At 71.0% G+C, this 23,878-nt stretch carries 23 protein-coding genes; 17 read left to right on the forward strand and 6 right to left on the reverse strand.

Annotation, left to right across the window (positions count from 1 at the left end):
* Positions 1–88 precede the first annotated feature (88 nt).
* Positions 89–448, forward strand: coding sequence for a DoxX family protein (locus MMF94_RS00645; protein ID WP_241034204.1), 360 nt, complete (start codon positions 89–91; stop codon positions 446–448).
* A gap of 215 nt (positions 449–663) precedes the next feature.
* Here MMF94_RS00645 and MMF94_RS00650 read toward each other — a convergent pair whose 3' ends face one another.
* On the reverse strand, positions 664–2,001 hold the full coding sequence (locus MMF94_RS00650; protein WP_241034205.1) for an MFS transporter: 1,338 nt from the start codon (positions 1,999–2,001) through the stop codon (positions 664–666).
* Positions 2,002–2,145: 144 nt separating this feature from the next.
* The gene (locus MMF94_RS00655) at positions 2,146–2,790 is read right to left on the reverse strand and encodes a TetR/AcrR family transcriptional regulator (protein ID WP_241034287.1); all 645 of its coding nucleotides are present in this window, start codon (positions 2,788–2,790) and stop codon (positions 2,146–2,148) included.
* Positions 2,791–2,924: 134 nt separating this feature from the next.
* Between MMF94_RS00655 and MMF94_RS00660 the strand changes: the two genes are divergently transcribed.
* Positions 2,925–3,782 (forward strand): shikimate dehydrogenase, encoded by an 858-nt coding sequence (locus MMF94_RS00660; protein WP_241034206.1) that lies wholly within the window; start codon positions 2,925–2,927, stop codon positions 3,780–3,782.
* Complete coding sequence (locus MMF94_RS00665; protein WP_241034207.1) at positions 3,766–5,640, forward strand: sugar phosphate isomerase/epimerase and 4-hydroxyphenylpyruvate domain-containing protein; 1,875 nt, start codon at positions 3,766–3,768, stop codon at positions 5,638–5,640. Before MMF94_RS00660 ends, MMF94_RS00665 begins: the two co-directional genes overlap by 17 nt.
* Positions 5,641–5,654: 14 nt before the next feature.
* On the opposite strand, the gene MMF94_RS00670 is transcribed toward MMF94_RS00665, so the two are convergent.
* On the reverse strand, positions 5,655–6,425 hold the full coding sequence (locus MMF94_RS00670) for a helix-turn-helix domain-containing protein (RefSeq protein WP_241034208.1): 771 nt from the start codon (positions 6,423–6,425) through the stop codon (positions 5,655–5,657).
* A 201-nt stretch (positions 6,426–6,626) separates the two neighbouring features.
* Here MMF94_RS00670 and MMF94_RS00675 point away from each other — a divergent pair, with 201 nt between their 5' ends.
* Positions 6,627–7,700 carry an SDR family oxidoreductase gene (locus MMF94_RS00675; RefSeq protein ID WP_241034209.1) on the forward strand — a complete coding sequence of 358 codons (1,074 nt, stop codon included), beginning with the start codon at positions 6,627–6,629 and terminating at the stop codon, positions 7,698–7,700.
* Between the two features lie 406 nt (positions 7,701–8,106).
* Here MMF94_RS00675 and MMF94_RS00680 read toward each other — a convergent pair whose 3' ends face one another.
* Positions 8,107–10,779 (reverse strand): ATP-binding protein, encoded by a 2,673-nt coding sequence (locus MMF94_RS00680; RefSeq protein ID WP_241034210.1) that lies wholly within the window; start codon positions 10,777–10,779, stop codon positions 8,107–8,109.
* 188 nt (positions 10,780–10,967) lie between these two features.
* The gene (locus tag MMF94_RS00685; RefSeq protein ID WP_241034211.1) at positions 10,968–11,840 is read right to left on the reverse strand and encodes an alpha/beta fold hydrolase; all 873 of its coding nucleotides are present in this window, start codon (positions 11,838–11,840) and stop codon (positions 10,968–10,970) included.
* 179 nt (positions 11,841–12,019) lie between these two features.
* Here MMF94_RS00685 and MMF94_RS00690 point away from each other — a divergent pair, with 179 nt between their 5' ends.
* The 13 genes from MMF94_RS00690 (at position 12,020) to MMF94_RS00750 (ending at position 22,974) form a co-directional block, all read left to right on the forward strand.
* Positions 12,020–12,493 (forward strand): GNAT family N-acetyltransferase, encoded by a 474-nt coding sequence (locus MMF94_RS00690; RefSeq protein ID WP_241034212.1) that lies wholly within the window; start codon positions 12,020–12,022, stop codon positions 12,491–12,493.
* A gap of 76 nt (positions 12,494–12,569) precedes the next feature.
* Complete coding sequence (locus MMF94_RS00695; protein ID WP_241034213.1) at positions 12,570–13,319, forward strand: GntR family transcriptional regulator; 750 nt, start codon at positions 12,570–12,572, stop codon at positions 13,317–13,319.
* 128 nt (positions 13,320–13,447) lie between these two features.
* A complete protein-coding gene (locus MMF94_RS00700) occupies positions 13,448–14,437 on the forward strand; it encodes a phosphate/phosphite/phosphonate ABC transporter substrate-binding protein (RefSeq protein ID WP_277398631.1) in 990 nt (329 codons plus the stop codon).
* 86 nt (positions 14,438–14,523) lie between these two features.
* A complete protein-coding gene (phnC, locus tag MMF94_RS00705) occupies positions 14,524–15,360 on the forward strand; it encodes a phosphonate ABC transporter ATP-binding protein (RefSeq protein WP_241034215.1) in 837 nt (278 codons plus the stop codon).
* Positions 15,357–16,175: a phosphonate ABC transporter, permease protein PhnE gene (phnE, locus tag MMF94_RS00710; protein ID WP_241034216.1), complete on the forward strand. Its 819-nt coding sequence runs from the start codon at positions 15,357–15,359 to the stop codon at positions 16,173–16,175. Before phnC ends, phnE begins: the two co-directional genes overlap by 4 nt.
* Positions 16,172–16,627 (forward strand): phosphonate C-P lyase system protein PhnG, encoded by a 456-nt coding sequence (locus MMF94_RS00715; protein ID WP_241034217.1) that lies wholly within the window; start codon positions 16,172–16,174, stop codon positions 16,625–16,627. The genes phnE and MMF94_RS00715 overlap by 4 nt, the downstream gene beginning before the upstream one ends.
* Positions 16,628–16,688: 61 nt before the next feature.
* A complete protein-coding gene (gene phnH / locus MMF94_RS00720) occupies positions 16,689–17,360 on the forward strand; it encodes a phosphonate C-P lyase system protein PhnH (protein ID WP_241034218.1) in 672 nt (223 codons plus the stop codon).
* 1 nt (position 17,361) lies between these two features.
* Positions 17,362–18,504: a carbon-phosphorus lyase complex subunit PhnI gene (locus MMF94_RS00725; RefSeq protein WP_241034219.1), complete on the forward strand. Its 1,143-nt coding sequence runs from the start codon at positions 17,362–17,364 to the stop codon at positions 18,502–18,504.
* Positions 18,501–19,400, forward strand: a complete 900-nt coding sequence (locus tag MMF94_RS00730; protein WP_241034220.1) for an alpha-D-ribose 1-methylphosphonate 5-phosphate C-P-lyase PhnJ — start codon at positions 18,501–18,503, stop codon at positions 19,398–19,400. Before MMF94_RS00725 ends, MMF94_RS00730 begins: the two co-directional genes overlap by 4 nt.
* Positions 19,397–20,242, forward strand: a complete 846-nt coding sequence (locus tag MMF94_RS00735) for an ATP-binding cassette domain-containing protein (protein WP_241034221.1) — start codon at positions 19,397–19,399, stop codon at positions 20,240–20,242. Before MMF94_RS00730 ends, MMF94_RS00735 begins: the two co-directional genes overlap by 4 nt.
* Before the next feature lie 11 nt (positions 20,243–20,253).
* On the forward strand, positions 20,254–20,994 hold the full coding sequence (locus MMF94_RS00740) for an ATP-binding cassette domain-containing protein (protein WP_241034222.1): 741 nt from the start codon (positions 20,254–20,256) through the stop codon (positions 20,992–20,994).
* Positions 20,995–21,034: 40 nt separating this feature from the next.
* Positions 21,035–22,231 (forward strand): alpha-D-ribose 1-methylphosphonate 5-triphosphate diphosphatase, encoded by a 1,197-nt coding sequence (locus MMF94_RS00745; RefSeq protein ID WP_241034223.1) that lies wholly within the window; start codon positions 21,035–21,037, stop codon positions 22,229–22,231.
* Between the two features lie 266 nt (positions 22,232–22,497).
* Positions 22,498–22,974 (forward strand): NUDIX domain-containing protein, encoded by a 477-nt coding sequence (locus MMF94_RS00750; RefSeq protein ID WP_241034224.1) that lies wholly within the window; start codon positions 22,498–22,500, stop codon positions 22,972–22,974.
* On the opposite strand, the gene MMF94_RS00755 is transcribed toward MMF94_RS00750, so the two are convergent.
* On the reverse strand, positions 22,971–23,843 hold the full coding sequence (locus MMF94_RS00755; RefSeq protein WP_241034225.1) for a helix-turn-helix transcriptional regulator: 873 nt from the start codon (positions 23,841–23,843) through the stop codon (positions 22,971–22,973). The two genes, MMF94_RS00750 and MMF94_RS00755, sit on opposite strands and share 4 nt — an antisense overlap.
* Positions 23,844–23,878 lie beyond the last annotated feature (35 nt).

Consider the following 23,878-nt stretch of genomic DNA (forward strand, 5'->3'; position numbering starts at 1 on the left):
CCCCGGTGCTTCGACGTCCTGGCGCGCCGGTCTAGATTCTTGAGTGTTCAAGTTCGACGCCTGCCGGGCTGCTCACGATGGAGTCCTGATGAACGTTGTCGCCTGGGTCCTGCAGATCGTGCTCGCCGCGGCCTTCCTGGCCGCGGGCGGGATGAAGGTGGCGCGGCCGAAGCCGGTGCTGGTGTCCGCAGGCATGGGCTACGCGGCGGACTTCTCCGACGGCGCGATCAAGGCGATCGGTCTGATCGAGGTGATCGGCGCCGTCGGACTGATCCTTCCGTGGCTGCTGGGTGTGGCGCCCGCCCTCACCCCGCTCGCGGCGGTCGGGCTCGCACTCGTGATGGCGGGCGCCGTGGTGGTCCACATCCGCCGCAAGGAGCAGTACGCCGCCGCGTTGGTGCTGGGCCTGTTGTCCCTCGTCCTCGCGGTGATCCGCTTCGCCTCCTAGCGCCGAGGAAACGAGGTCGTCTTACCCGCCTCCGACGACAGCGCAGCCCAGGCGGCGCCTCGCGGCGTTGTCGTCGGCGCCGATACAGCAGCGGTGTCGGCGCCTCCTCCGCCTTGCGATTGCCCGGGTGCGGGTGTCCCGCAGGGACACTGCACCTGGACACCGGATCCGGGCAAGGAACCTCGTTTCCGCGCCATTGGCCGGCGACCGCGCGATCAGGCCGTCCGGACGCCCGGTGCCGGTGCTCCGGCGCGTTTCCGGCCGAGTTCGTGCATGGGGGTCCGGTAGGTCTCCCTCGCCGTCGCGGCTGCGAGGGCGGAGAGGACGCAGAGGACCGCGGTGAACACCGCGACCGGAACCCAGCCCGAGGTGCTTCCTCCGGCAAGGCCCGCGGCCACGGTGGGCGCGAAACCGCCGATCGCGAAGCCGATCTGCGTGCCGATGGCCGTGCCCGACAGCCGGACCTGCGCAGGGAACATCTCGCCGTAGAAGGCGGGCCAGACGCCGTTCGCTGCGCTGTAGACGATTCCGGAGAGCAGCACGCCGATAAGGAACACCAGCACGTACGAGCCGGTGGTGATCGACCAGAGGTAGCCGGCCGTGAGCACGGCGCTGCCCAGTGCGCCTGCGATGAACACGGGCTTTCGGCCGATCCGGTCGGCGAGCGAAGCCAACAGAGGGATCGCGGCCAGGGCCACGACGTTCGCGAGGATCGCCACCCACAGCATCGCGGAGCGGTCCAGCCCGGCGGTGTCCACGGCGAACGACAGCGCGAAGACGCCGAAGATCGTGCTGACGGCAGCGACGGTGGCGGCCACGACGACGCGCAGCACGTCGGCCCAGTGGTCGCGCATCAGCACCGCGAGCGGCATCTCGGCGCGGGTGTTGCGCTCGACCTCGGCGGCGAAGACCGGTGTCTCGTCGAGCGTGCGCCGGATGACGTAGGCGACGGCGACGACGATCGCCGACAGCCAGAACGGCACCCGCCACCCCCACGACAGGAGCATGTCCTCGGGCATCGCGGCGACGGGCAGGAACACCGCGGTTGCCAGGATCGACCCGGCCTGGGTGCCACTGAGGGTGAAGCTGGTGAAGAACGCCCGCCGGTGCGCGGGAGCGTGCTCGAGGCTCATCGAGTTGGCCCCTGCCTGCTCGCCACCGGCCGAGATCCCCTGCATCAGGCGCAGCACCACCAGCAGCACGGGCGCGAGGGTGCCGATCTGCTCGTAGTCGGGCAGGCAGCCGACGAGGAACGTCGAGACGCCCATCAGCAGGATCGTGAACACCAGCACCCGCTTGCGTCCGAAACGGTCTCCCACGTGGCCGAGCACGATCGCGCCGACGGGCCGGGCGACGTATCCGACACCGAACGTGGCCAGCGCGAGCAGCGTGCCGGTCGCGGGAGCCGACGACGGGAAGAAGATCTTCCCGAAGACCAGCGCCGCGGCCGTGCCGTAGATGAAGAAGTCGTAGTACTCGAGCGCGCTGCCGATCCAGGCGGCCAGGGCCGCCTTTCGGGGCTTGCCCGTGGCCGGTGCGGAGTCAGACGTCACGTAGGGCTCCCTGAGGGATGCGTCGTTGCAGGACAGGGACGGGGGACCGCTATGGACCGAACGGTTATGTACCGTTTAGTGATGTACCGGATGGTGAGTTAGCGTCCCGTGCCTGTCAAGGGCTGCGGCGAGCGCAGGCGAGCGTCAGCGCGCGGTGAGGTGGTCCAGCACCACGTCGGCCAGCAGCTTCCGGTAGTGCTCGCGGCGGGCGGGGTCGAGCATGTCGCGCCGGAAGATCGCGCTCCACGTGTGCCGATTGGCCGTCCGGAAGACGCAGAACGAGCTGATCAGCATGTGCACGTCCAGCGCGTCGACGTCGTCGCGGAACACCCCGGCCGCGCGTCCCCGCTCGAGAATGCTGGTCAGGACGTCGAGCGCCGGGCCGGCCAACCCTTCGAGGTCGGGCGACTTCCTGAGGTGCTCGGCCCGGTGGATGTTCTCGATGCTGACGAGGCGGATGAAGTCCGGGTGCGACTCGTGGTGGTCGAACGTCAACTCGGTGAGCTGGCGCAGTGCGAGCTCCGGGGGGAGGTGCTCGACGTCGACCTCCTGTTCGAGGCTGCGGATGCCGGCGTAGGCGCGCTCGAGCACCGCGAGGTAGAGCCCTTCCTTGCTGCCGAAGTAGTAGTAGAGCATTCGCTTCGTCGTGCTGGTCTTGGCGGCGATCTCGTCGACCCGGGCGCCTGCGTAGCCGTGGTCGGCGAACTCGCGGGTGGCGACGTCGAGGATCTCCGCGCGAGTGCGGTCGGCGTCCCGGACGCGTTCATCCGACGGGACAGACGATGTCACCACCGAGAACCCTCCTGACCAGCTGTTGACGGAGCCCTGACTCTAGGCCGCCCGGCCGGCGACGCGTTGCCCCTTCCCGTGGACGCGCCCGGCGGGTACAACTAACGAACCAGTACGTTCAGAGAAGGGGCCCAGTGGACTACACGGTGGGACTGGTCGGCGCCGGAATCGGGCCCTCCCTGAGCCCTGCCCTGCACGAGCGTGAAGCGCGGCGGCTCGGCCTGCGCTATCGGTACGTGCGGCTCGATCTCGATGTGCTCGGCGTGCCTCCCGAGGGTGCAGGCGACCTCCTTGCTCGCGCGCAGGCCGAGGGCTTCCGTGGCGTGAACGTCACGCATCCCTGCAAGCAGCAGGTGCTTTCCCGCCTCGACGACATCTCCCCGGACGCCGCCGCGATCGGCGCCGTCAACACCGTCGTGTTCACCGACGGGCGCGCGGTCGGCTACAACACCGATCGATCCGGCTTCGCCCGCGGCCTGACCACCGGACTGCCGGGGGGCTGCCGCGACCGGGTCGTCCTGCTCGGGGCAGGCGGCGCGGGCGCGGCAGCGGCATACGCGCTGCGCGACCTGGGGACGACGGACCTCGTCATCGTCGACACGGACGCCGCCGCGGCCGTCCGGCTCGCCGGGAAGCTGGACGCCGATCACGGGACACCGGCCGACCTGCCGCGGTTGCTGGCGCGCGTCGACGGTCTGGTGCACGCCACGCCCACGGGCATGGCGGCCCATCCCGGCCTGCCGTTGCCCGAGAACCTGCTGGCACCGCACCTCTGGGTCGCCGAGATCGTCTATCGGCCGCTCGACACCGCGTTGCTGCGAGCAGCCAGGAGCCGCGGCTGCGACACGCTCGACGGCGGTCGCATGGCCGTGTACCAGGCGGTCGACGCGTTCGCGCTCTTCACCGGAATCACGCCTGACGCCGACCGCATGATCCGGCATTTCGCCGAGCTCGTCGGCAGCGAGGAGGACAACCGTGCACCCAGCCGATGAGCCTGCCGCGCGCCTGGGAATCGCCACCGTCTGCCTCTCCGGCACGCTCGAGGACAAGCTCGCTGCCGCGGCTGCTGCCGGCTTCGACGGAGTGGAGATCTTCGAGCCGGATCTCCTCGCCTCCCCGCTCTCGCCGGCCGAGATCCGGCGGCGCTGCGCGGACTCCGGGCTCTCGATCGACCTCTACCAGCCGTTCCGTGATCTCGATTCGGTCGACGCCGACCGGTTCGCGGCGAACCTGCGACGCGCCGAGCACAAGTTCGCCGTCATGCAGCAGCTCGGAACCGACACTGTGCTGGTCTGTTCCGCGGTCGCCCCCGACGCCGTCGCCGACCTGGACCTGCTCGCCGCCCAGATGCGCGCCCTCGCCGAGCGTGCCGCCCGCCACGGGCTGCGGATCGCCTACGAGGCGCTCGCCTGGGGCACGCACATCAACACCTACGAGCGGTCGTGGGAGGTGGTGCGCCGCGGGGACCACCCTGCACTCGGGCTCTGCCTCGACAGCTTCCACATCCTCTCCCGCGGCTCGGACCCCGCGGGAGTGCTCGGCATTCCGGGGGAGAAGCTCTTCTTCCTCCAGCTCGCCGACGCACCGCGGCTGCGGATGGACGTGCTGCAGTGGAGCCGCCACCACCGGCTCTTCCCCGGCCAGGGCGCATTCGACCTGCCGGCCTTCCTGGAACCCGTGCTCACCGCCGGCTACACCGGCCCCCTGTCGCTCGAGGTGTTCAACGACGTCTACCGCCAGTCCGACCCCCGCCGGACGGCCGTGGACGCCATGCGTTCCCTTCTCGCCCTGCGCGAGCAGGTCGCCCGCCGCGCGGCGGTTCCCGCCCTGACCACCGCGGCGGTGCCGCCCGCCCCACCAGCACTCGCCGGCCACGCCTTCACCGAGCTCGCGGTCGACGACACGTCCGGCCCGCGGATCGCGGACGCCCTGCGCGCTCTCGGGTTCGCCCGTACGGGGAGGCATCGCACGAAGCCCGTGGACCTGTGGGAACAGGGCACCGCACGTGTGCTGCTCAACGCCGGTGCGCCCCATCCCGGAGCGGGGAACGTGGCAGTGGCCGCGCTCGCCGTCGAGTCGACCGATCCGCCCCTGTCGGCTGCACGCGCCGCCGCGTTGTGCGCTCCGATCCTGCCGCGCGACCGCGGGCCGGCGGAGGCCGATCTCGCCGCCGTTGCCGCGCCCGACGGAACGTCGGTGTTCTTCTGCCGGACCGACGCCACCGGCGGCTGGCTCGCCGACTTCGACCGCACCCCCACAGCAGACGGCGGCTTGATCAGCGGTACGGACCACGTCGCCCTCGCACAGCCCTACGACCACTTCGACGAGGCAGCGCTCTTCTACCGGGCCGTACTGGGCATGGACCCCGAGCCGACGAGCGAGATCGCGGCGCCGTTCGGGCTGGTCCGGGACCGGACGGTGACCTCGGGTGGGGTCCGGCTCGCGCTCACGGCGAGTCTGCTGCGGCGAGGGGAGTGGGCACCGGGCGTGTCCGACCCGCAGCACATCGCGTTCGCCACCTCCGACGCCCTCGCCGCGGCACGGGCGGCCCGCGCGGCAGGCGCCCCGATCCTCGACATCCCCGGCAACTACTACGAGGACCTGGACGCGCGCTACGGTCTCGAGCCCGATCTTCTCCACGAGATGCGGGCGCTCGGCGTGATGTACGACCGGACCCCGGCGGGGGAGTACCGCCACTTCGCCACCGAGGTCCTCGGCGGGCGGGTGTTCCTGCAGGTGGTGCAGCGTTCGCCCGGCTACGAGGGCCACGGCGAACCGGATTCGCCGGTGCGCATGGCGGCGCACCGCAGGCGCAGGCTGGAAAGATCACCAGCGCTCGCCGCGGGCTGACCTCCGGAGCGGTCTCAGTAGCCCGTGTGGTTGCGGCCGTGGACGAACCAGATCGCTTCGACGGGGACGTCGCCGTTGTTGGTGAGACGGTGGGGCGTGGAGGAGTCGAAGGAGATGGCGTCGCCGGGGCCGATGCGATAGACCTCGAACCCGAGAGAGACGTCCAGGGTGCCGCTGATGATGTAGCCGTACTCGATGCCGGAGTGGCGGGTGAGGTGCTCGCCGTGCACGGAACTGCCGCCGACCTCGTAGCGGACGAACAGAAAGTCCACGTCCGACTCGTGTGCGGCGGACAGCTGGTCCCAGGTCACTCCGGAGTCGAGCACCAGTTGCCGTCGGTCGCCGGGTTGCACGACCGGGCCGGCCGCGCGCTGCGTCGGTTCGTCCAGCTCGGCAAGGGCGCTACGGAAGCTGTGGGTGGGGTGGCCCGCCCGCGTGGTATCGGTGCGGTGGTGGGGCCGTGGCGCCTCACGTGCTCCGACGTTGCTGAAGAGCTCGTCGATCGAGAGGTCGAGCGCGCTGCAGATCGCGTACAGCGTGTCGACCGAGGGGCGGGACTTTCCGTTCTCGATCTGCGAGACGAGCGAGGCCGACACTCCGAGATCTCGTGCGAACTGGCGCAGCGTCAGCCCGGCGGCCAGCCGTTGTGCGCGCAGCCGCTCGCCCACGCCGGTGATGTCGCTCCGCCCGGTGGGTGTGCTCGCACCTGACGCTCTTCGGGCGCCGGTCGAGCGCCGCCGACGCGGTGCGCCCGAGCCATCCGGGGAGCCGCTCGTCGCTGTCACGGATGCACCTCTGCTCGCTTTTCGGGGCATTTCGGGGGTGGGGCGGATCGCGCGTTCAGCATATTTGAACAGTGATCTGCGCGACAGTGACCTGCATGAAAAACCTCACTCGACCGCGGAATGCCGCATCTGTTCAGTAATGCTTGACGCAGTGCTGCGGGGTCCGCGAATCAACGTACTGGAAGGTGGAGACGCAACGTGATGGACGACAGACGCGCGCTCGTGGTCGGAGTCACGGGGATCTCGGGTAACAACACCGCCCGGCAGTTGCTCGCCGAGGGGTGGGAGGTGCACGGGCTTTCCCGCAGCGGAACCGTGCCGGAATCGGCGATTCACCCGGTGGCCGCGGATCTGCTGGACGCCGCCGCCACGCAGCGGGCGATGGCCGAACTGCGACCTACGCACGTCTTCTACTGCACGTGGCAGCGGCGGCCGACCGAAGCGGAGAACTGCGAGGTGAACGCCGCCATGATGACCAATCTGCTCGACCCCCTCATCCCGACGGGCGATCTGGAGCACGTCGCACTTGTCACCGGCCTCAAGCACTACCTCGGCCCGTTCGAGGCGTATGCGCAGACGCCGATGGAGACCCCGTTCCGTGAGGAACTGCCGCGGCTGCCCAACCTGAACTTCTACTACGCCCAGGAGGACGTCCTGTTCGACGCCGCCGAACGCGGCGGCTTCACCTGGTCCGTGCACCGGCCCCACACCCTCATCGGCTGGGCGCTGGGCAATGCGATGAACATGGGCGTGACCCTGGCCGTCTACGGGGCCTTGAGCCGGGAGACCGGCGAGCCCTTCGTCTTCCCCGGCTCGCCGGAGCAGTTCAACGGGGTCACCGACGTGACCGACGCCCGGCTGCTGGCCAAGCAACTGGTGTGGGCCGCGAGCACACCCGAGGCCTGGAACCAGGCGTTCAACACCGTGAACGGTGACGTGTTCCGCTGGCGGCAGCTGTGGCCGGTGGTGGCCGAGGGCCTGGGCGTGCCGGCCGCGCCGTACCCGGGGCATGCCCAGCCGCTGGCCGAGCGGTTCGCCGACGCGGCCCCGGTGTGGGACCGCATCGTCGCGAAGCACGATCTGGTGCCCACCAAGCTGGAGGAGCTCGCGTCCTGGTGGCACACCGACGGCGACCTGGGCCGCCCGACCGAGACCTTCGCGGACATGGGCAAGAGCCGGGCGTTCGGCTTCACCGCTGCCCAGGACACCCGCCGGTCCTTCCTCGACCTGTTCGAGCGGCTGCGCGCGAACCGGATCATCCCGCCGCTGGGCTGAGCCGCCTGCGGTGGTCAGAGGGGTAGGGAAGCGCCCGGCCGCAGATCATGAAGCACGTCGGCCGAACGCGCGTGCGCGAATGCTCGTAGGTGAGAACCGCCGACGTCCCGCCGCCAATGGCCGACGTCACCCGGGAGCCGGACATCGGCCGTGGAACGGGCGTCCCGGCTGCGATCCGGGCAGGTGCGCCGCCCACTGCGCGCGGTCGACGTGGGGGCGACCGCGACCGATCGGCGATGCGGGTCACACGGGTGCGGGAGGGGCCGCCGTCGTGCCAGTGAGGCCGCCAGGGTGGCGTACCGGTACGAGACCTGCCCTTGCAGCGGCACCGTGTGTCGCAGGGCCGCGCTCGACGCGGCGATCACACCCCTCGACGACGCTCCCCGGCGCCGAGTGGTGATGAGGCTCAACGGAGGAGTTGCTTGCGGGAGGTGATCTGAAGCTTGCTGAAGATCCTTCTCAGGTGCCACTCGACGGTGCGAGGGCTGAGGAACAGCCGGGCTCCCACCTCCGAGTTCGACAATCCCTCCCGGACGAGCCGCACGATCTGCGCCTCCTGCGCGGTCATGTCGCCGCTGGTCTCGGCGGTGCGGCTGCTGAGGCGCTGACCGGTGGCCTGCAACTCGCGGGCGGCCCGCTCCGCGAACGCCTCCATACCCATCGTCGTGAACATCTCGTGCGCGGTGCGGAGCTGCTCACGTGCGTCCTGGCGGCGACGCTCGCGGCGTAACCACTCGCCGTAGAGCAGGTGGGTGCGGGCGAGCTCACCCCGAACGCGGGTGCGCCTGAGCCGGTCGATCGCCTCGGCGTAAAGACGCTCGGCCGTCTCGTCCTCGCTTACCAGCGCGCGCGAGCGGGCCTCGACCCCCAGCGCCCACTCGGTGCCGCTGGCGCGGGTCGCCTCCGAGAGCCGCGTGAGCGCCGCGGTGGCGCGCTCGCGCATCCCGCTGCGGGCAGCCGCTTCGACGAGCTCGACCAGTACCCCCGGCGGCGCCAGGTCCGTCCCCGCCGGTTGGTCGCCGGCCTGCTCGGCCGCTGTCAGCGCGTCCTGCGACCGCCCGAGGCTGTTTGCGAGCAAGGCCCTCGCCCACCCGGTGATGCTCAGCCCGACTTCCTCGCCCCGCTGCTCCAGCTGCCTGGTGGCGGCGGCCATCACCTCCATGGCCTCGGCTTCCCGGCCCTGCCAGGCGGCGAGCAGCACGGCTCCGTAGGGCACGACGGGGTTTCCGGTCGCTTCGCTGATCACCTCCACCTCGTCGGTCAGCGATGCGGCAGCGCTCAGCTCTCCCAGGAAGGAATGCACGACGATCCGCAGGCTGAGGGCGAGGGGGAGCACGGTGAGCGCGCCGGCGTCTCGGGCCAGCCCGACGTACCGGGTGGCGAGGACCTCCCAGCTCTCGTCGTCCCACAGATCCCGGGCGGTGACGCAGGCGAGCCATCCCCAGCGCAGCCCCACCGCCCCCGAGAGGTCCGGGCTGCGGAGGGCTCGCAGCGCCTGCTTCAGCATCGGCGCGCCCGCGGCGTATCCGTCGGCGAACCGCGTCGCGGAGCCTTCCAGGAGAAGGTCCGTCGCATCCGGATGCCCAGGCGCTGGAGGAGCGGCGCGTGCTGCCTCCGCTGCTTCACCGACACACGTGCCTGAGAGCCACGCCGCGGACAAGGCGTCCAGGTGGGTCTCGCGTGCCAGCCTCGCGTCGAGTGGCTCGAGTTGCTTCGCCGCGCTCAGCAGCAGCGGGGGAGCGTCGCGGCCGCGTCGCACGGCGAACGCGATCTGGGCACGCAGCTGATCCGCCAGGGCGTGCTGAAGCTTGTCCAGCGGGCCCGCCATCGCCAGTGACAGCAGGAGCCTCGCCGCGTCGGGGGCGCCTGCCTGGTGCTTGGCCTGCGCAGCGGCCAGCGCGCGTTCGGCCCGGCGCACCGGGTCCTGCGTCAGCCCGGCTGACCGCTCCAGGAAGGCAGCCGCCGCGGCCAGCCCCCCGCGGGCGCTCGCCCGGGCCGCCGAGCGCTCGAGCTCCGTCGCGACGTCGTCGTCCGGTTCGGTCGTCGCCTGTGCGGCGTGCCAGGCGCGGCGATCGGGGTCCGCATCGGGGTCGGTGACCGCCGCCAGCACGTGGTGCGCATTCCGGCGCTCCTCCGGCGAGGCGGCCCGGTAGACCGCGGAGCGGACCAGTGGATGCCGGAACCGCACTTGTGCACCGATCTGCAGCAGTCCAGCCGCTGTAGCAGGCGTCATCGCCTCGACCCCGATCCCGAGCCGCTCGGCCGCCCTCCAGACCAGCATCGGCTCTCCCAGGGGCTCCGCCGCCGCGACCAGCAACAGCCTTCGTGTCTCGGTCGGGAGCGTCGACAGCCGCTGCCGGTAGCTCTCCTCGATCCGCCTCGTCAGGCCCTGCCCGTCCGGCAATCCGAACCCACCAGCCAGTTCCGCTGCCGTCAAACCCCGGGGCAGCTCCAACAGCGCCAGTGGGTTGCCCCGGGTCTCTGCGACGATCCGATCGAGGACCTCCTCGTCCACCCGCCCGGGCAGCGCCGCGCCCAGTAATGTTCGCGCTTCGTCATGGGGCAGACCCGAGACCGCCAGCTCCGGCAGACCCGTCAGCTCGGGTGTCTCGTCGGGCTCGCGGACGCCGAAGACGATCGCCACCGACTCCGAACCCAGCCGGCGCGCGGCGAAACCCAGTGCCTGCGCCGACGCGCGATCGAGCCACTGCGCGTCGTCCACCACGCAGATCAGCGGCCGCTCTCGCGCGGCGTCGGCGAACAGGCCCAGAGTCGCGAGTCCGACGAGAAATCGATCCGGCGCTTCTCCACCACTCAGCCCGAGCGCCGTGCGAAGCGCATCGCGCTGGTGATCGGGCAACCGGCCGACCGACTCCAGAATCGGTGCGCACAATTGGTGCAGACCGGCGAACGCCAGCTCCATCTCCGACTGAACTCCGGCTGCGCGCAGCATCCGCATCCCCGGTGCCCGCCCGACCATGTGGTCCAGCAACGCCGTCTTGCCCACGCCCGGCTCACCGCGCACCACCAGCGCGCTGCTGCCGCCCCGCCGGACGGCGTCGAGCAGCCGATCGAGCACCGCACTCTCGCTGCAGCGGTCGCGTAACACCAGGCCACATCACCACCGGCGTCCGGCCACCGTCGAGCCCTGCGAGGGAAAAGTGGGGCTTGTCTACCTTGGGTGCCCGCCTCGGTCGCTGCCCGTAGTCTCTCCGGTTCTCCCCGGTGACCAGAACCTCCGGCCTGCACACCGCCTTTCTGGCGGTATTACACGACGCGGCGCAGGAACGAGCGGATCAGCTCGCCGATCTCGTCGCCGTGGGTCTCCAAAGCGAAGTGGCCGGCATCCAGTAGGTGGATCTCGGCAGCGGGGAGATCGCGCAGATAGGCCTCCGCGCCGGCGGCGCCGAGGATCTCGTCGTTCTTGCCCCACACGATGAGCGTCGGCGGTCGGTGGGTGCGGAAGTACTCCTGGACGCTGGGGTAGATGTCGAGGTTGAACTGGTGGTCCCAGAACAGTTCGAGCTGAATCTCCTTGTTTCCCGGCCGGTCCATGCCTGCCTGGTCCAGCAACCAGGTCTCGGGAGCGATCCGGTCCAGCCGGTCCGTGGGAACTCCGTGCGTGTACTGCCAGCGGGTGAGGTCGAGCGTCAGCAGCTCCCGCACGAGCGGCTCACTCGCGGCCTGGTCGGTGGCGTAGGCGAACAGGACGTCCCAGAACGGGGTGAAGCCGTCGACGTAGGCGTTGCCGCTCTGCGTGATCAGCGCGGTGACCCTGTCGGGCCGGCGGCCGGCGATCCGCAGGCCGATTGCGGCGCCGTAGTCGTGGATGTACAGGCAGAACCGGTCTATCCCCAACTGGTCCAGCAGGTGTTCCGTGATCTCGGTGAGCCTGTCGAAGCTGTACTCGAAGTCGGTGACAGCCGCCGGCCTGGCCGAGCGGCCGAATCCGACGTGGTCCGGTGCGATCAGGTGGTACTCATCGGCCAGCGCTTCGATGAGATTGCGGAACATGTGCGAGCTGCTCGGGAAGCCGTGCAGCAGCACGAGCGTGGGCTGGTCGGGATCGCCCGCCTCGCGGTAGAAGACCTCCAGTCCGTCCACCGTGGCGGTCCTGTAGCGGGTGCGGAACGTCGACATGTGTTCTCCGATTCGAGGTAACGGCGGCGGATCCGGAGCCGGACGGCCGCAACACCGTCTCGTCGTGAGATCGCCCCCGAACCGGTGGCGGACACTGGCAACACCACGTGCTCAGCTCGCGACGTGAGACCGTGTCGTGGAGCGCGGGGTTTCCGCCGCCGGACACGGGAGGTCGCGGCATGACGTCTTCAGGCGTGCACTTTCGGGAGATCACCGACGACAACCGCGACGCCGTCTGCGCGCTGCGGGTCCGACGCGACCAGGAGAAGTTCGTCGCCTCGGTGGCCACCTCGCTCGACGACGCCGCCGACGAGCCCGAGGAGAATCCCTGGTACCGGGCTGTGTACAGCGGCGACGAGCCGGTCGGCTTCGTGATGCTCTCGTGGAACGTTCCCGACGATCGTTCCGGCGTCGGGAAGTACTACCTGTGGCGGCTGCTCGTCGACGAGCGCCACCAGGGGCGCGGGATCGGCTGGGAGGTGCTGACGCAGATCGTCGACCTGGTTCGAGCCGACGGCGCCACGGAGCTGTACACCAGCTACGAGCCGGGCGAGGGCGAACCGTGGCCCTTCTACCAGCGGTTCGGTTTCGTGCCCACGGGCGAGGTCGACGACGACGAGATCGTCCTGCGTCTCACGCTGTCCGCTCGGTGAGTTCGCCGGACGGTGGATCCGGCGTCCCAGAAATGTGGCAGAGGTCGTTGACCTCAGTCATCTAGAGTTCCGCCGCGTGAGCGAGGACAGTTCCAGCGTAGAGGTCGGCCAGCCGCGATGGCACCAGGTGATGACGGAGCTCAGTTCGGCGATCGCCGCGGGCTCCTTCGCCCCGGGTGAACGGCTGCCGACGGAAGCCGATCTCGCGGAGCGGTTCAAGGTGAACCGGCTGACGGTCCGCCAGGCGCTGGCCGAGCTGGCGCGGGCGGGCACGATCAAGACGGTCCACGGTCGCGGCTCCTTCGTCGCCGAGCTGCCGTACCGCTTCCGGCTGCGCGCCACGACGCCGAGCATCGTCGCGCAGATGCGGGGCACGTCCACGGTGATCACGCAGGACCTGCTGCGGCACGCGGTGGTGCCGCGCTCTGACCTGCCCGATCCTCCCGCGCTGCCCGATGACGAGCTGTTGCGGCTGGACACGCTCATGTCGGTGGACGGCGAGGCGTGGTCGCGCGACACGACGTGGCTCTCGGCGAAGCGGTTCGGGGGCGTGCCCGCCGTCTGGACGCCCCAGACCTCGCTCACCGGCCTCCTGTTGGGCGCCTACGGAATCGTTCTGCGCCGATCGTGGCGTCGCCACTCGGCCGAGCCGGCGAGCCCGCAGGACGCCGCTGCCCTCGGCGTGCCGCTCGGCGCGCCGCTCTTGGTGCTGGTCGGTGCGAACACCGACCCCACGGGCGTCCCGCTGAGCCAGGTGCACCGCCGTTCGAGGGGGGACCGCATCGAATACGTGGTCGACTTCGACGCGGAGGATGAAGACGTATAGATATCAATTGGTCGGTTGGCGTCGTTCATGAAGGAGTGAGCTAGCAGTCATGGTGTCGACCTACCGTCCGGGAGCGATCGTCCGCCTCGGCGCGCACCCGCGTGCCCGGCGATCGCCCGGAGGACACCATGCGCCCACGATCGCGCAACCGCTCCCGACTCCTACTCTCTGTGGCCGCAGCCGCCGTGGTCACGGTGCTCGCCGCATGCGGCGGTACGGGTAGCTCTCCAGCTGCCCCCGGCGCCCTGCCCGATCGCGCTCCGAACGCGAAGGACGTGGTCCAGGGCCAGTTCTACCGCCCGACCACCCTGCACATCGCCACCATCTCGGGTGCCGACGAGGAAGCAACCACGGCCCGCTACACGGCGCTCGTCGACTACCTCGGCAAGAAGCTCGGGATGAAGACCGAGTTCGTCCAGACCACCGACTACAGCTCGGTGATCGAGGCGATGCGCGCAGGCCGCGTCGACATCGCCCTCTACGGCCCCTTCTCCTACGTCATCGCCGCGAGCGAGGCCAACGCCGTGCCGCTGGTGGCCGTGCCGAACCAGGACACGGGCGAGCTCGGCTACCACAGCCTGATCATCACGAACGTCAAGTCCGGGCTGAACACGCTGCAGGACCTCAAGGGCCACTCGATGGCGTTCGCCGACCCGGCCTCGACCTCGGGCTTCCTGTTCCCGAAGCTGATCCTCGCCAACGCGGGCATCACGGACCCCGACCACTACTTCTCGACGACGAGCTTCTCCGGTGGCCATGACGCCTCGCTGGTGGCCGTTGCGCACAACCAGGTCGACGCCGCGGGCGTGTGCGACAGCTGCATCGCGCGCTACTACCAGCAGGGCCTCGCCGACCCGTCGCAGATCAAGGTGATCGCCCAGTCGGACGAGATCCCTCCGAGCCCGGTGGCGGCGCGCGGCGACCTCGACCCCGCCCTGCGGCAGCAGATCATCGATCTCTACGTCGGCCTGCAGAAGGACGCCCCCGAGGTGATGATGCAGACCGAGGGTGAGAAGACGCCGCCCAAGTACCCCTACGCGCCGATCACGGACGACAAGTACCAGGTGATCCGTGACCTCGCGGACAAGCTGCACGTCGACCTCAAAGAACTGGGATGAGAGATATATAGATGTCTCGCACCCCGTCGTCTCGCGTTTCCCTGAACGATCCCGCCACGACGTCTCCCGTACCTAGCGTCGTCGCCATGAGCCAGGGAGGAACGCCCGTCAGTGTGCGGGCCCTCCGCAAGACCTACGGCACTACCAAGGCCCTCGACGATGTCGGCTTCGAGCTGCGCGGGGGTGAGTTCGTCGCGGTTCTCGGCCCGTCCGGTGCCGGCAAGACGACCCTCCTGCGCTCGCTGACCGGGATGGTGCGTCCCGAATCCGGCAGCATCGTCATCGGCGACCACGAACTGACCGCGCTGCGCGGCTCCGCCCGCCGTGCCGCGCAGAACGAGATCGGAATGGTCTACCAGCAGTTCAACCTGGTCGGGCGGCTGCGGGTGATCACCAACGTCCTGCTGGGCAGGCTCCCGCAGCTGTCCACGTCGGCCTGGCTGACCGGACGGTTCCCCGCCGACGCCGTCGAAGCCGCCTACCACTGCCTCGAGCGGGTGGACCTGCTCGACCGCGCCCACCAGCGCGCCGACACCCTCTCCGGGGGCCAGCAGCAGCGGGTCGCGCTCGCCAGGGCGATGTGCCAGGAGCCGCGCCTGCTGCTCGCCGACGAGCCCGTGGCCAGCGTCGACCCCAAGCTGGCCGAGCGGATCCTGAGCTACCTGCGCGAGGTCAACAAGGAACAGGGCATCACGACGCTCGTGAACCTGCACACCGTGGCCATGGCCTCGCGGTTCGCCGACCGCGTCATCGGGATCAACGCCGGACGTGTCGTCGTCGACGGCCCGGCGTCGCTCCTCGACGATCCCGCGACCCTGCAGCGGATCTATGCGGGCACGACCGACGAGGAGGAACTCGTCGTCGCCCTTCCGGACTGGATGGACGCCAAGAGGGCCAGGCCCGCCTTCGGGGGCGCGGTATGAGTGCGCCCCCCACCGTCTCGGCTGCGGTGGCCTCCCGCACGCTGCCGCTCGCGCCCCGCCGCTTCACCGCGCTGCGCACCGTCGGCATCGTCTGCGGCGTGGCCGTGCTGGTCTGGGCTTTCACCGGCACCGGGTTCTCGCCGGTCGAGCTGGCCGAGGGGTTGCCGAACCTCTTCGACCTGATCGGCCGGATGCTGCCGCCCGACATCACGATCTTCCCCAGCCTGATCGAGCCTGCGCTGGAGACCGTCCGGATGGCGATCGTCGGCACGGTGTGTGCCGCGGTCGTGTCGCTGCCGCTCGGATTTCTGGCCGCCCGGAACGTCACCCCGCACCCCGCGGTGCGAGCAGTCATCCGGCCGATTCTGAACGCGCTCCGCACGATTCCCGAGCTGATCTTCGCCCTCCTTTTCGTGGCGGCTGTCGGGCTCGGTCCGTTCGCCGGCGTGATGGCGCTGATCCTGGGCAACCTCGGATTCCTGGGCAAGATCTACTCCGAGACGCTCGAGAGCGTCGACCCCCGGCCGGTGGATGCGCTCTCCGGCCTGGGCGCCACCCGCGCGCAGACCGCCTGGTACGCGGTGGTCCCGCAAGCCGTGCCGATCATGGCCAGCTTCGTGATCTACCTACTGGAGATCAACTTCCGTGCCGCGACGATTCTCGGCGTCGTCGGCGCAGGCGGAATCGGGTTCGAGCTGACGGCCGCGATCCGGCTTTTCCAGTACCAGAACATGGCGATGATCCTCATCACGATCGGGGTCTGCGTCGCCTTCTTCGACTTCATATCCGCCTATCTGAGGAAGCGACTGCTGTGACGCCACCCCCAACCCTGATCGCGCAACCGCCGTCCACCGAGGAACGCGCTTCGCTCCTCGCCGACGCCGCACCCGCGGAGCTGGTCGCGCTCGCCGACCGCATCACCGCCGCGGCGGATGTCCGAGTGGAGGCCCAGCCGCAGGTCGGCATGGTTGTCCTGGAGGTCCGTGAGCCGGTCGCCGGCGAACGGTTCCACCTCACCGAAGTGCTGGTCACCGAGGCCCGCGTGACCGTCGACGGGGCCTCCGGCTGGTCGATGCGCACCGGTGACGACCGGCTCGCCGCACTCGCCGCCGCCGTCTGCGACGGTGCTGTCGAGGCCGGGCACGCGCTGGCGGACGACGTCGTGCGGCTGTGCGCCACCACCGCGGCCGCGAACGCCGCCGCGCAGGCCGCTGAACAGGCCAGGGTCGCCGCGACGGCCGTCACGTTCGAGGAGCTGGACCGATGAGCGAGCGCGCGAGCGAGTCATCGATACAGCGCCTGTGCGAAGCGTCGGCCGAGGACGTGCGATGAGCGCGCAGACTGCCGGCGGTCGCTCTGCGGCCCGGCTGCGGGCCCTGGACCACACCGACTCGCAGGCCACGTTCCGTGTGCTGCTCGACGCGCTGTCGCGGCCCGGCACCGTGCACCGCGTCCCCGAGGGTGTCCTCGACGTCGACGTGCCCGCGGCCGTGCTCGTCCCGCTGGCGCTGGCCGACCTCGAAGTGGACCTCGCCGTGCTGGAGCCCGCCGGACCCGACTGGGCCGCCGCGCTGGCCGAGGCCACGGGGGCCCGGCCTGCCGCACCCGAGCGTGCGGACCTCGTGCTGGCCCTGCGCTCGCCGCGCCCCGACGAGATCCGTGGCCTGCGTCGTGGCACCCCCGACCGGCCTGACCTCGCCTGCCGGCTGGTGCTGGCCTGCGACCGCGTCGACACCGGGGCGGCCGACGGCACGGGCTCCGCGGCACTGCTCGACCTCAGCGGACCCGGTGTCGACGGCCACGCGGCCCTCGCCGTGTCCCGGGTGCCGCTGGAGACGATCGAGGCGCTCGTCGCGGTCAACCGCCGGTTCCCGCTCGGCGTGGACACCTACCTCGTCGACACCGAGGGCCGGGTCGCGGGCCTTCCCCGCAGCACCGCCGTCCGGATCACCTCCGGCGCGGGCACCTGGGCTGCTCCGACCGCAGCAGGGAGGGACTGACGTGGGGTACGCCGCCGTCAAGGGTGGGCTGGACGCGATCCTGGCCGCCGAGGACCTGGTCGCCCGGATGCGGGTGGACGACGCGAGCCCCTGGGTGGGCGAGGAGCAGCTGATCGGCAGGCTCCGGCTCGCCGTCGACCGTGTGCAGGGCGAGGGCGGTCTCGCGTCCGCCGAGCTCGCGGCGCGGGCGATCAGGCAGGCCGAGGGCGACCTCATCGAGGCCTCGCTGCTGGTGCGCTCCTACCGCAGCACCCTGCCCCGGCTCGGCTACACCGTCCCGACCCCGACCTCCGAGATGGAGGCGGTGCGCCGGATCGTCCCGGCGTTCCGCGAACCTCCCGGCCGCCAGCTGCTCGGCCGCACGCTCGACTACACCGAGCGCCTGGTCGACTTCCGGGACGAGGCCGCCGCGCGCGCCGCACTGGGCGAGCCGCCGGAGATCCCGGCCGACAGCGGACGGGGCGGAGCCTCGGCGGAGCACGCATTGACACCGGGGGGAGCCTCGGCGGAGCACGCATTGACACCGGGGGGAGCCTCGGCGGAGCACGCATTGACACAGCCGCGGCTGGCCGAGCTCCTCGCCGCACGTGGGCTGCTCGCCGACCGCCGCGTGGACGGCGACCCCGAGCCGGTGGACATCACCCGCGACCCGGTGACCGTGCCGGCCCCGCGGTCGGCCCGGCTCGCCGTGATGGCCCGCGGGGAGACCGGCGCGCTGGTGAACCTCTGGTACCAGGGCGTAATGGGTGACCGGCGTGGCGCCGAGGACATCACGCTCGGCGAGGTCCGCGTCGGCAAGCTGCCCGTGACCGTCCGGCACCCGCGCACCGGCGGCGCCGTCCGCGTCGGGTCGGTGCAGGTCACCGAGGTCGAGGCGATGTCCAACCTCAACCGCCCCGACGAGAACACCGCCGTCTTCGACATCGGCTACGGCCTGGTGCTCGGCCACAACGAGCGCAAGGCGATCGCGATGGCCGTGCTCGACATCGCGATGCACCGCGACCGGGCCCGCACGGGCCTGGAGCAGAACGTCATCGCCACCTGCGACGGCACCGACGCCAGCGGGTTCCTCGAGCACCTCAAGCTCCCCCACTACGTGACGTTCGGCTCGCAGCTCGAACGCAAGGAGGCGATGCGCCGGTGACCATCCAGGAGATGAGTACCGAGGTGCCTGCCGCCCGCTCCACCACCGATCTGCTGGACGAGGCCGACCGCTACAGCTTCGCCTTCCTCGACGAGCTGTCCAAGCGCGCCATCCGGCGGGCGATCCTGTCCGCCGTCGCCGTGCCCGGCTACCAGGTGCCGTTCGCCAGCCGGGACATGCCGGTGGCCCGCGGATGGGGCTCGGGCGGGCTGCAGATCACCCTCGGCATCGTCGGCCCCGACGATGTGGTGAAGGTGATCGACCAGGGTGACGATGCCGGCGTCAACGCCGCGAACCTGCGCAGGCTGATCCAGCGGACCACGGGCGTGACCACCACGCTGGACCGCCGCGAGGCCACGATCGTCCAGTCTCGGCACCGGGTCCCCGAGGAGGGCATGCCCGACGGGCAGGTCCTCGTGCTGCAGGTACCCGTGCCGGAGGCGCTGCGCGGGATCGAGCGTCGGCAGTCGGAGCTGCGGCGGATGCACGCCGAGGCCGACTACTCGCGGATGTGGGTGGCGCTCTACGAGGACTACGTGCGCCACGGGGCGATCACGAAGTCGACCGGCTACCCGGTGCTCGTGAACGGCCGCTACGTGATGCAGACCAGCCCGATCCCGCGCTGGGACGTACCGAGGCTGCACCACCACGAGGGCCTGGCGCTGTTCGGCGCCGGACGGGAGAAGCGGATCTATGCGGTGCCGCCGTTCACCGACGTGGTGCCACTGACCTTCGAGGACATCCCGTTCGAGGTCGAGCGCATCCCCGGTGCGGTGTGCGCGCGCTGCGGCAGCACCGAGAGCTACCTGAGCGAGATTCCCCAACAGGACGCGCCGTCGCGCTGGGTCTGCAGCGACACCGACTGGTGCGATCGCCGTACGGAGGGTCAGTCATGAGCCGGGCCCAGGAGGCGGCACTGCGGGTGGAAGGGCTGGGGAAGATCTTCGGCCCCGGCTGCCCGGAGTGCGTCGCCGCAACCGGGCCGGAGCTGGCCCGCGAGCTGTGCGCGGTGTGCGGGTCGATCGTGGCCTGCTGGGACGTGAGCTTCGAGGTCGCCGCAGGTGAGTCCCTCGGCATCGTCGGCGAGTCGGGTTCCGGCAAGTCGACGGCGCTGCGCTGCCTCGCGGGAGACCAGGCCCCCACGGCGGGCCACGCCTACGTCCGCAGCGTCGAGGGCGGCACCGCCGACCTCTTCACGCTGCCCGCGGCCGACCGCAGGCGCGTCGGCGTCGAGGACGTCGGCATGGTCTACCAGGATCCAGCCGAGGGCCTGAGCCTCGACATCACCGCAGGCGGCAACGTCGTCGACCGGCTCGCGGCCGCCGGCTGGCGGCACTTCGGCCGGATGCGCGAGCGGCTTCTCGAGCTGCTCGCTCGCACCGAGGTGCCGACCGAGCGCGTCGACCACGTCGTGCGCACGTTCTCCGGCGGCATGCGCCAGCGCGTGCAGATCGCGAAGGTGCTCGCCAACCGGCCCGGCGTGCTCCTGCTCGACGAGCCCACCACCGGGCTCGACGCGTCGGTGGCGGCCGGGGTGCTCGACCTCATCCGCGACCTGCAGGAGGAGCTGGACCTCGCCGTGGTGGTCGTCAGCCATGACTTCCGCGTGATCGAGATGCTCACCCGGCGGGTGCTCGTGATGCAGCACGGCCGCGTGGTCGAGCAGGGCCTCACCGACCAGCTGCTCGAGGACCCTCAGCACCCCTACAGCCAGCGGCTCGTCGCCGCGGCCCGATGAAGGGAACCCAGGTGACCCCCGTTCTCGACGTCCGCGGCCTCGCCAAGTCCTTCACCCTGCACGGCATCGGCGGCCGTGTCGTGCACGCCTTCTCCGGCGTCGACCTCACCGTCGCGCCCGGGGAGCTCGTGGCGCTGGCGGGCCGGTCGGGTGCCGGCAAGTCCTCGGTGATCAAGGCCGTGTACCGGACGTACCGGCCGACCGCGGGCACGGTCATGTTCGCCCCCTCGACGGGGGAGCCCGTCGACCTCGCCGCACTGCCCGACGCCGACGTCGCCGACCTGCGGGAACGCGAGATCGGCTACGTCTCGCAGTTCCTGCGTGCCGAGCCCCGACGCGGAGTGCTCGACGTGGTGGCGCGCGCAGGCGTGCGCCGTGGCATGGAGCCGGGCCGGGCCCGGGAGGCCGCCGCCGACGTGCTGGGCGCGCTGCGCCTCGACCGCGAGCTGTGGCAGACCTACCCGACGTTGCTGTCGGGTGGTGAGCAGCAGCGCGTCAACCTCGCGTCGGCGCTGCTCGCCCCGCCGCGGTTGCTGCTGCTCGACGAGCCCGTCTCGGCGCTGGACCCGGCCAACCGGGAAGCCGTGCTGTCGATGATCTCCACGCTCGTCGCGGGAGGAACCGCGGTGCTCACGATCCTGCACGACCACGAGGCGATCCGACGGCTCGCCAACCAGGTGGTGCTGATGGCCGACGGTCGCGTCGTCGACGCAGGGGACCCGGCCGAGGTGCTCGCGGAGGTGGCGCCATGACCGCCCGCCCCGCGTCCGCCGGGATCGACGGAGCCACACGATGAGCCTCGCGATGGACCGGATGAGCACCGCGGTCGGCACCTTCGCGGTCCACGACGTTCGCGCGGTGCTGCCCGGCCGCGTGCTCGACGGCGCGGTGGTCGTCTGCGAGAACGGGGTGATCACCGAGGTCAAGGAGGGCGGGGCGGCCCCCGTCGGCGCCGTCGACGGCAGGGGATCGCTGCTGATCCCCGGCATCGTCGACGTGCACTCGGACGCGCTCGAGGTGGAGGTCAACCCCCGCCCCGGCACGTCGTTCCCGATCGACTTCGCCCTAGGGGCGTTCGAGGCGCGTGTGCGAGCGGCGGGCGTGACCACCGTTTTCCACGGCGTCGGCTTCTACGACACCGGGGGCGGGCGCCACACGGGCCGGACGCTCGAGCAGGCCCGGTCCGTGTGCGCGGTTCTGCGGATCCGGATGGAGTCCGGCCGCGCCGGTGTCGCGCACCACGTGCTGCACCGCATGGACGTCCGTAGCCCGCTCGCTCTCGACGTGCTGCTCGAGTGCCTTCCCGAGCAGGCACCGGGGGTTCCTGCCCCGATGGTCTCGGTGGAGGACCACACGCCGGGCCAGGGCCAGTTCCGCGACATCGACCGCTTCGTCGCCGCTCGCGCGGCGGAGCAGCCGGGCAAGTCGCGGGAGGAGATCGAAAAGCTCGTCCGCGACCGGATCACCGGCCGCGACGCGCTGCTGGTGAACCGCGACCGCAACGTGGAGCGGCTCGGGGATCTGGCTGCGTCCGGTCGCATCCGGCTGCTGGCCCACGACGTGGTGTCGGCCGAGGAGATCGCGGACGTCCGGACGCGTGGTGCCTGCGTGGCCGAGTTCCCCACCACGTTGGAGGCGGCGCGGGCCGCCCGCGAGGCCGGGATGCCCGTGGTGATGGGAGCACCGAACGTCCTGCGGGGCGGCTCGCACTCCGGCAACATCGGGGCGCGCGACGTTGCCGCCGCCGGTCTGGTCGACGCCCTGGCCAGCGACTATGCACCGCCCGCTCTGCTCGCCGCGGCGATTCGGCTCGCAGCCGACGGCGTCCTTGCGCTGACCGAGGCCGTCGGGCTCGTCACGGCGGGTCCCGCTCGCACGGCCGGTCTGCTCGACCGGGGGACGATCGCGCCCGGGCAGCGCGGCGACCTCGTGCTGGTCGACGACTCGGGACGCTGGCCGGAGGTGTTGCTCGTACAGACGGCCAACTGACGCCCTCACGAGGGCTTTTCTCTCCTCCTTTCGGGCTTCCTGCCTGCTGACGGGTGGGTCCGGCGCAGCGAACGGGTAACCGTGAGCCGCGAGCCGAGGAGGAGACGATGGGCGGAGCCGGAGAGCAGTCTGCGCAGAACAACGGTCCGCCGCAGCGGGAGCGCGACGGACGGATCTCTACCGGCGACGGGGCCGGCACCCGGCCTTCGAACGACGGGTGTCGGCGCCCGGCCCGACCCGTGAGCGACGCGGTGAGTCCTCACCGGGTGGGGACTCGGCTGGAGTACTTCCACGATCCCTCCGCGCCCCGGCCGACCGTCCTGGTGCCGGTGGCGTTCGCCGTCGTGCGGGACGACCGCGGCCGGGTCCTGCTGTGCCGCCGCGCTGACACCGGCAACTGGGAGATACCCGGCGGTTCGGTGGAGGCAGGCGAGTCGGCTCTGGATGCGGTACAGCGCGAGGTCGAGGAGGAGACCGGGGTGCTGATCGCCGTCACCGGGGCGTCCGGGATCTACACCGACCCGGAGTACGTGATCGCCTACCCGACGGGGGAGGTGCGCCAGCAGTTCGCGGTGTGCTTCCACGCCCGCCCGACGGCCGGTGCCATCCGGCCGGAATGCCAGGAGACGGCGCAGGTGGGCTGGATACGCCCCGACCAGCTCGACCGCTTCCCGATCCACCCCGGCGTCCGGGTGCGGTTGGACGAGGCGATCACCGATCCCGACCACGTCCACGTGGCCTAGGCCGACCAGGACTCCGACAACCGGCCGAGAGCACAGAAGTCGGCGCTGCCCTTGGCGGCGCTGTAGACCACCAGTCGGTGGTGGCAGGTCGCCGGAATGTCGAGCACGCGGTAGTCGAGATCAAGTCGGCCGACCCTCGGGTGCTCGAACACCTTCCGCCCGCTGTGACACGGGCGCACGTTCCTGCGCTCCCAGCGTTGCGTGAAGTCCGCGGATTCCGCGCTGAGGTCGGCGACGAGCGCCCGCAACGCCGGGTCGTCGGGCCGGTACCCGACTGTCGCCCGGAGATGTGCGACCGAGTCGTCGACGATCTCTTCCCAGTGAGGGAACAGCCGTCTCGCCGCCGGGTTCACGAAGAGGTAGCGGACGTTGTTGGGACGAACGTCGTCGGGCACGTGCCCGGTGGTGCCGGCGTCTTCAGGGAAATGGCCGACGAACAGCGCCGTCGCGGCCGCGTTCCACGCGAGAACGTCCCCGACGCGGTCGATGACATATGCCGCCGACGGTGGCGCGACGAGGTCGAGCACGTCTCGCGCCTGCTGGAGGTGCTCAGCGGCCACGGCGGTCGGGCGCCGGTTGCGGCTGGGATCGGCCAGGGCGTGCAGATGGGCTTGCTCGTCGTTGTCGAGACACAATGCCCGCGCGAGCGCGTCGACCACTCCGGCTGATGGTGGGCCGCCGCGGCCCTGTTCGAGGCGCACGTAGTAGCCGAGGCTCACGCCGGCGGCGTCGGCGACCTCTTCGCGGCGCAAGCCCGGCGTGCGTCGGGGACCAGAACGGTTGATACCGGCCTCGACTGGTTCGAGGCGGCCGCGACGACCGCGCAGGAACGTGCCCAGCTCCCGCAGCTGGGCGTTCAGTGCCGCCATGTCCTCACCTCTCGTCGTTCGGGCGAACGGACCGG

Source organism: Pseudonocardia alaniniphila, from assembly GCF_022524485.1.
Lineage (GTDB): Bacteria > Actinomycetota > Actinomycetes > Mycobacteriales > Pseudonocardiaceae > Pseudonocardia > Pseudonocardia alaniniphila.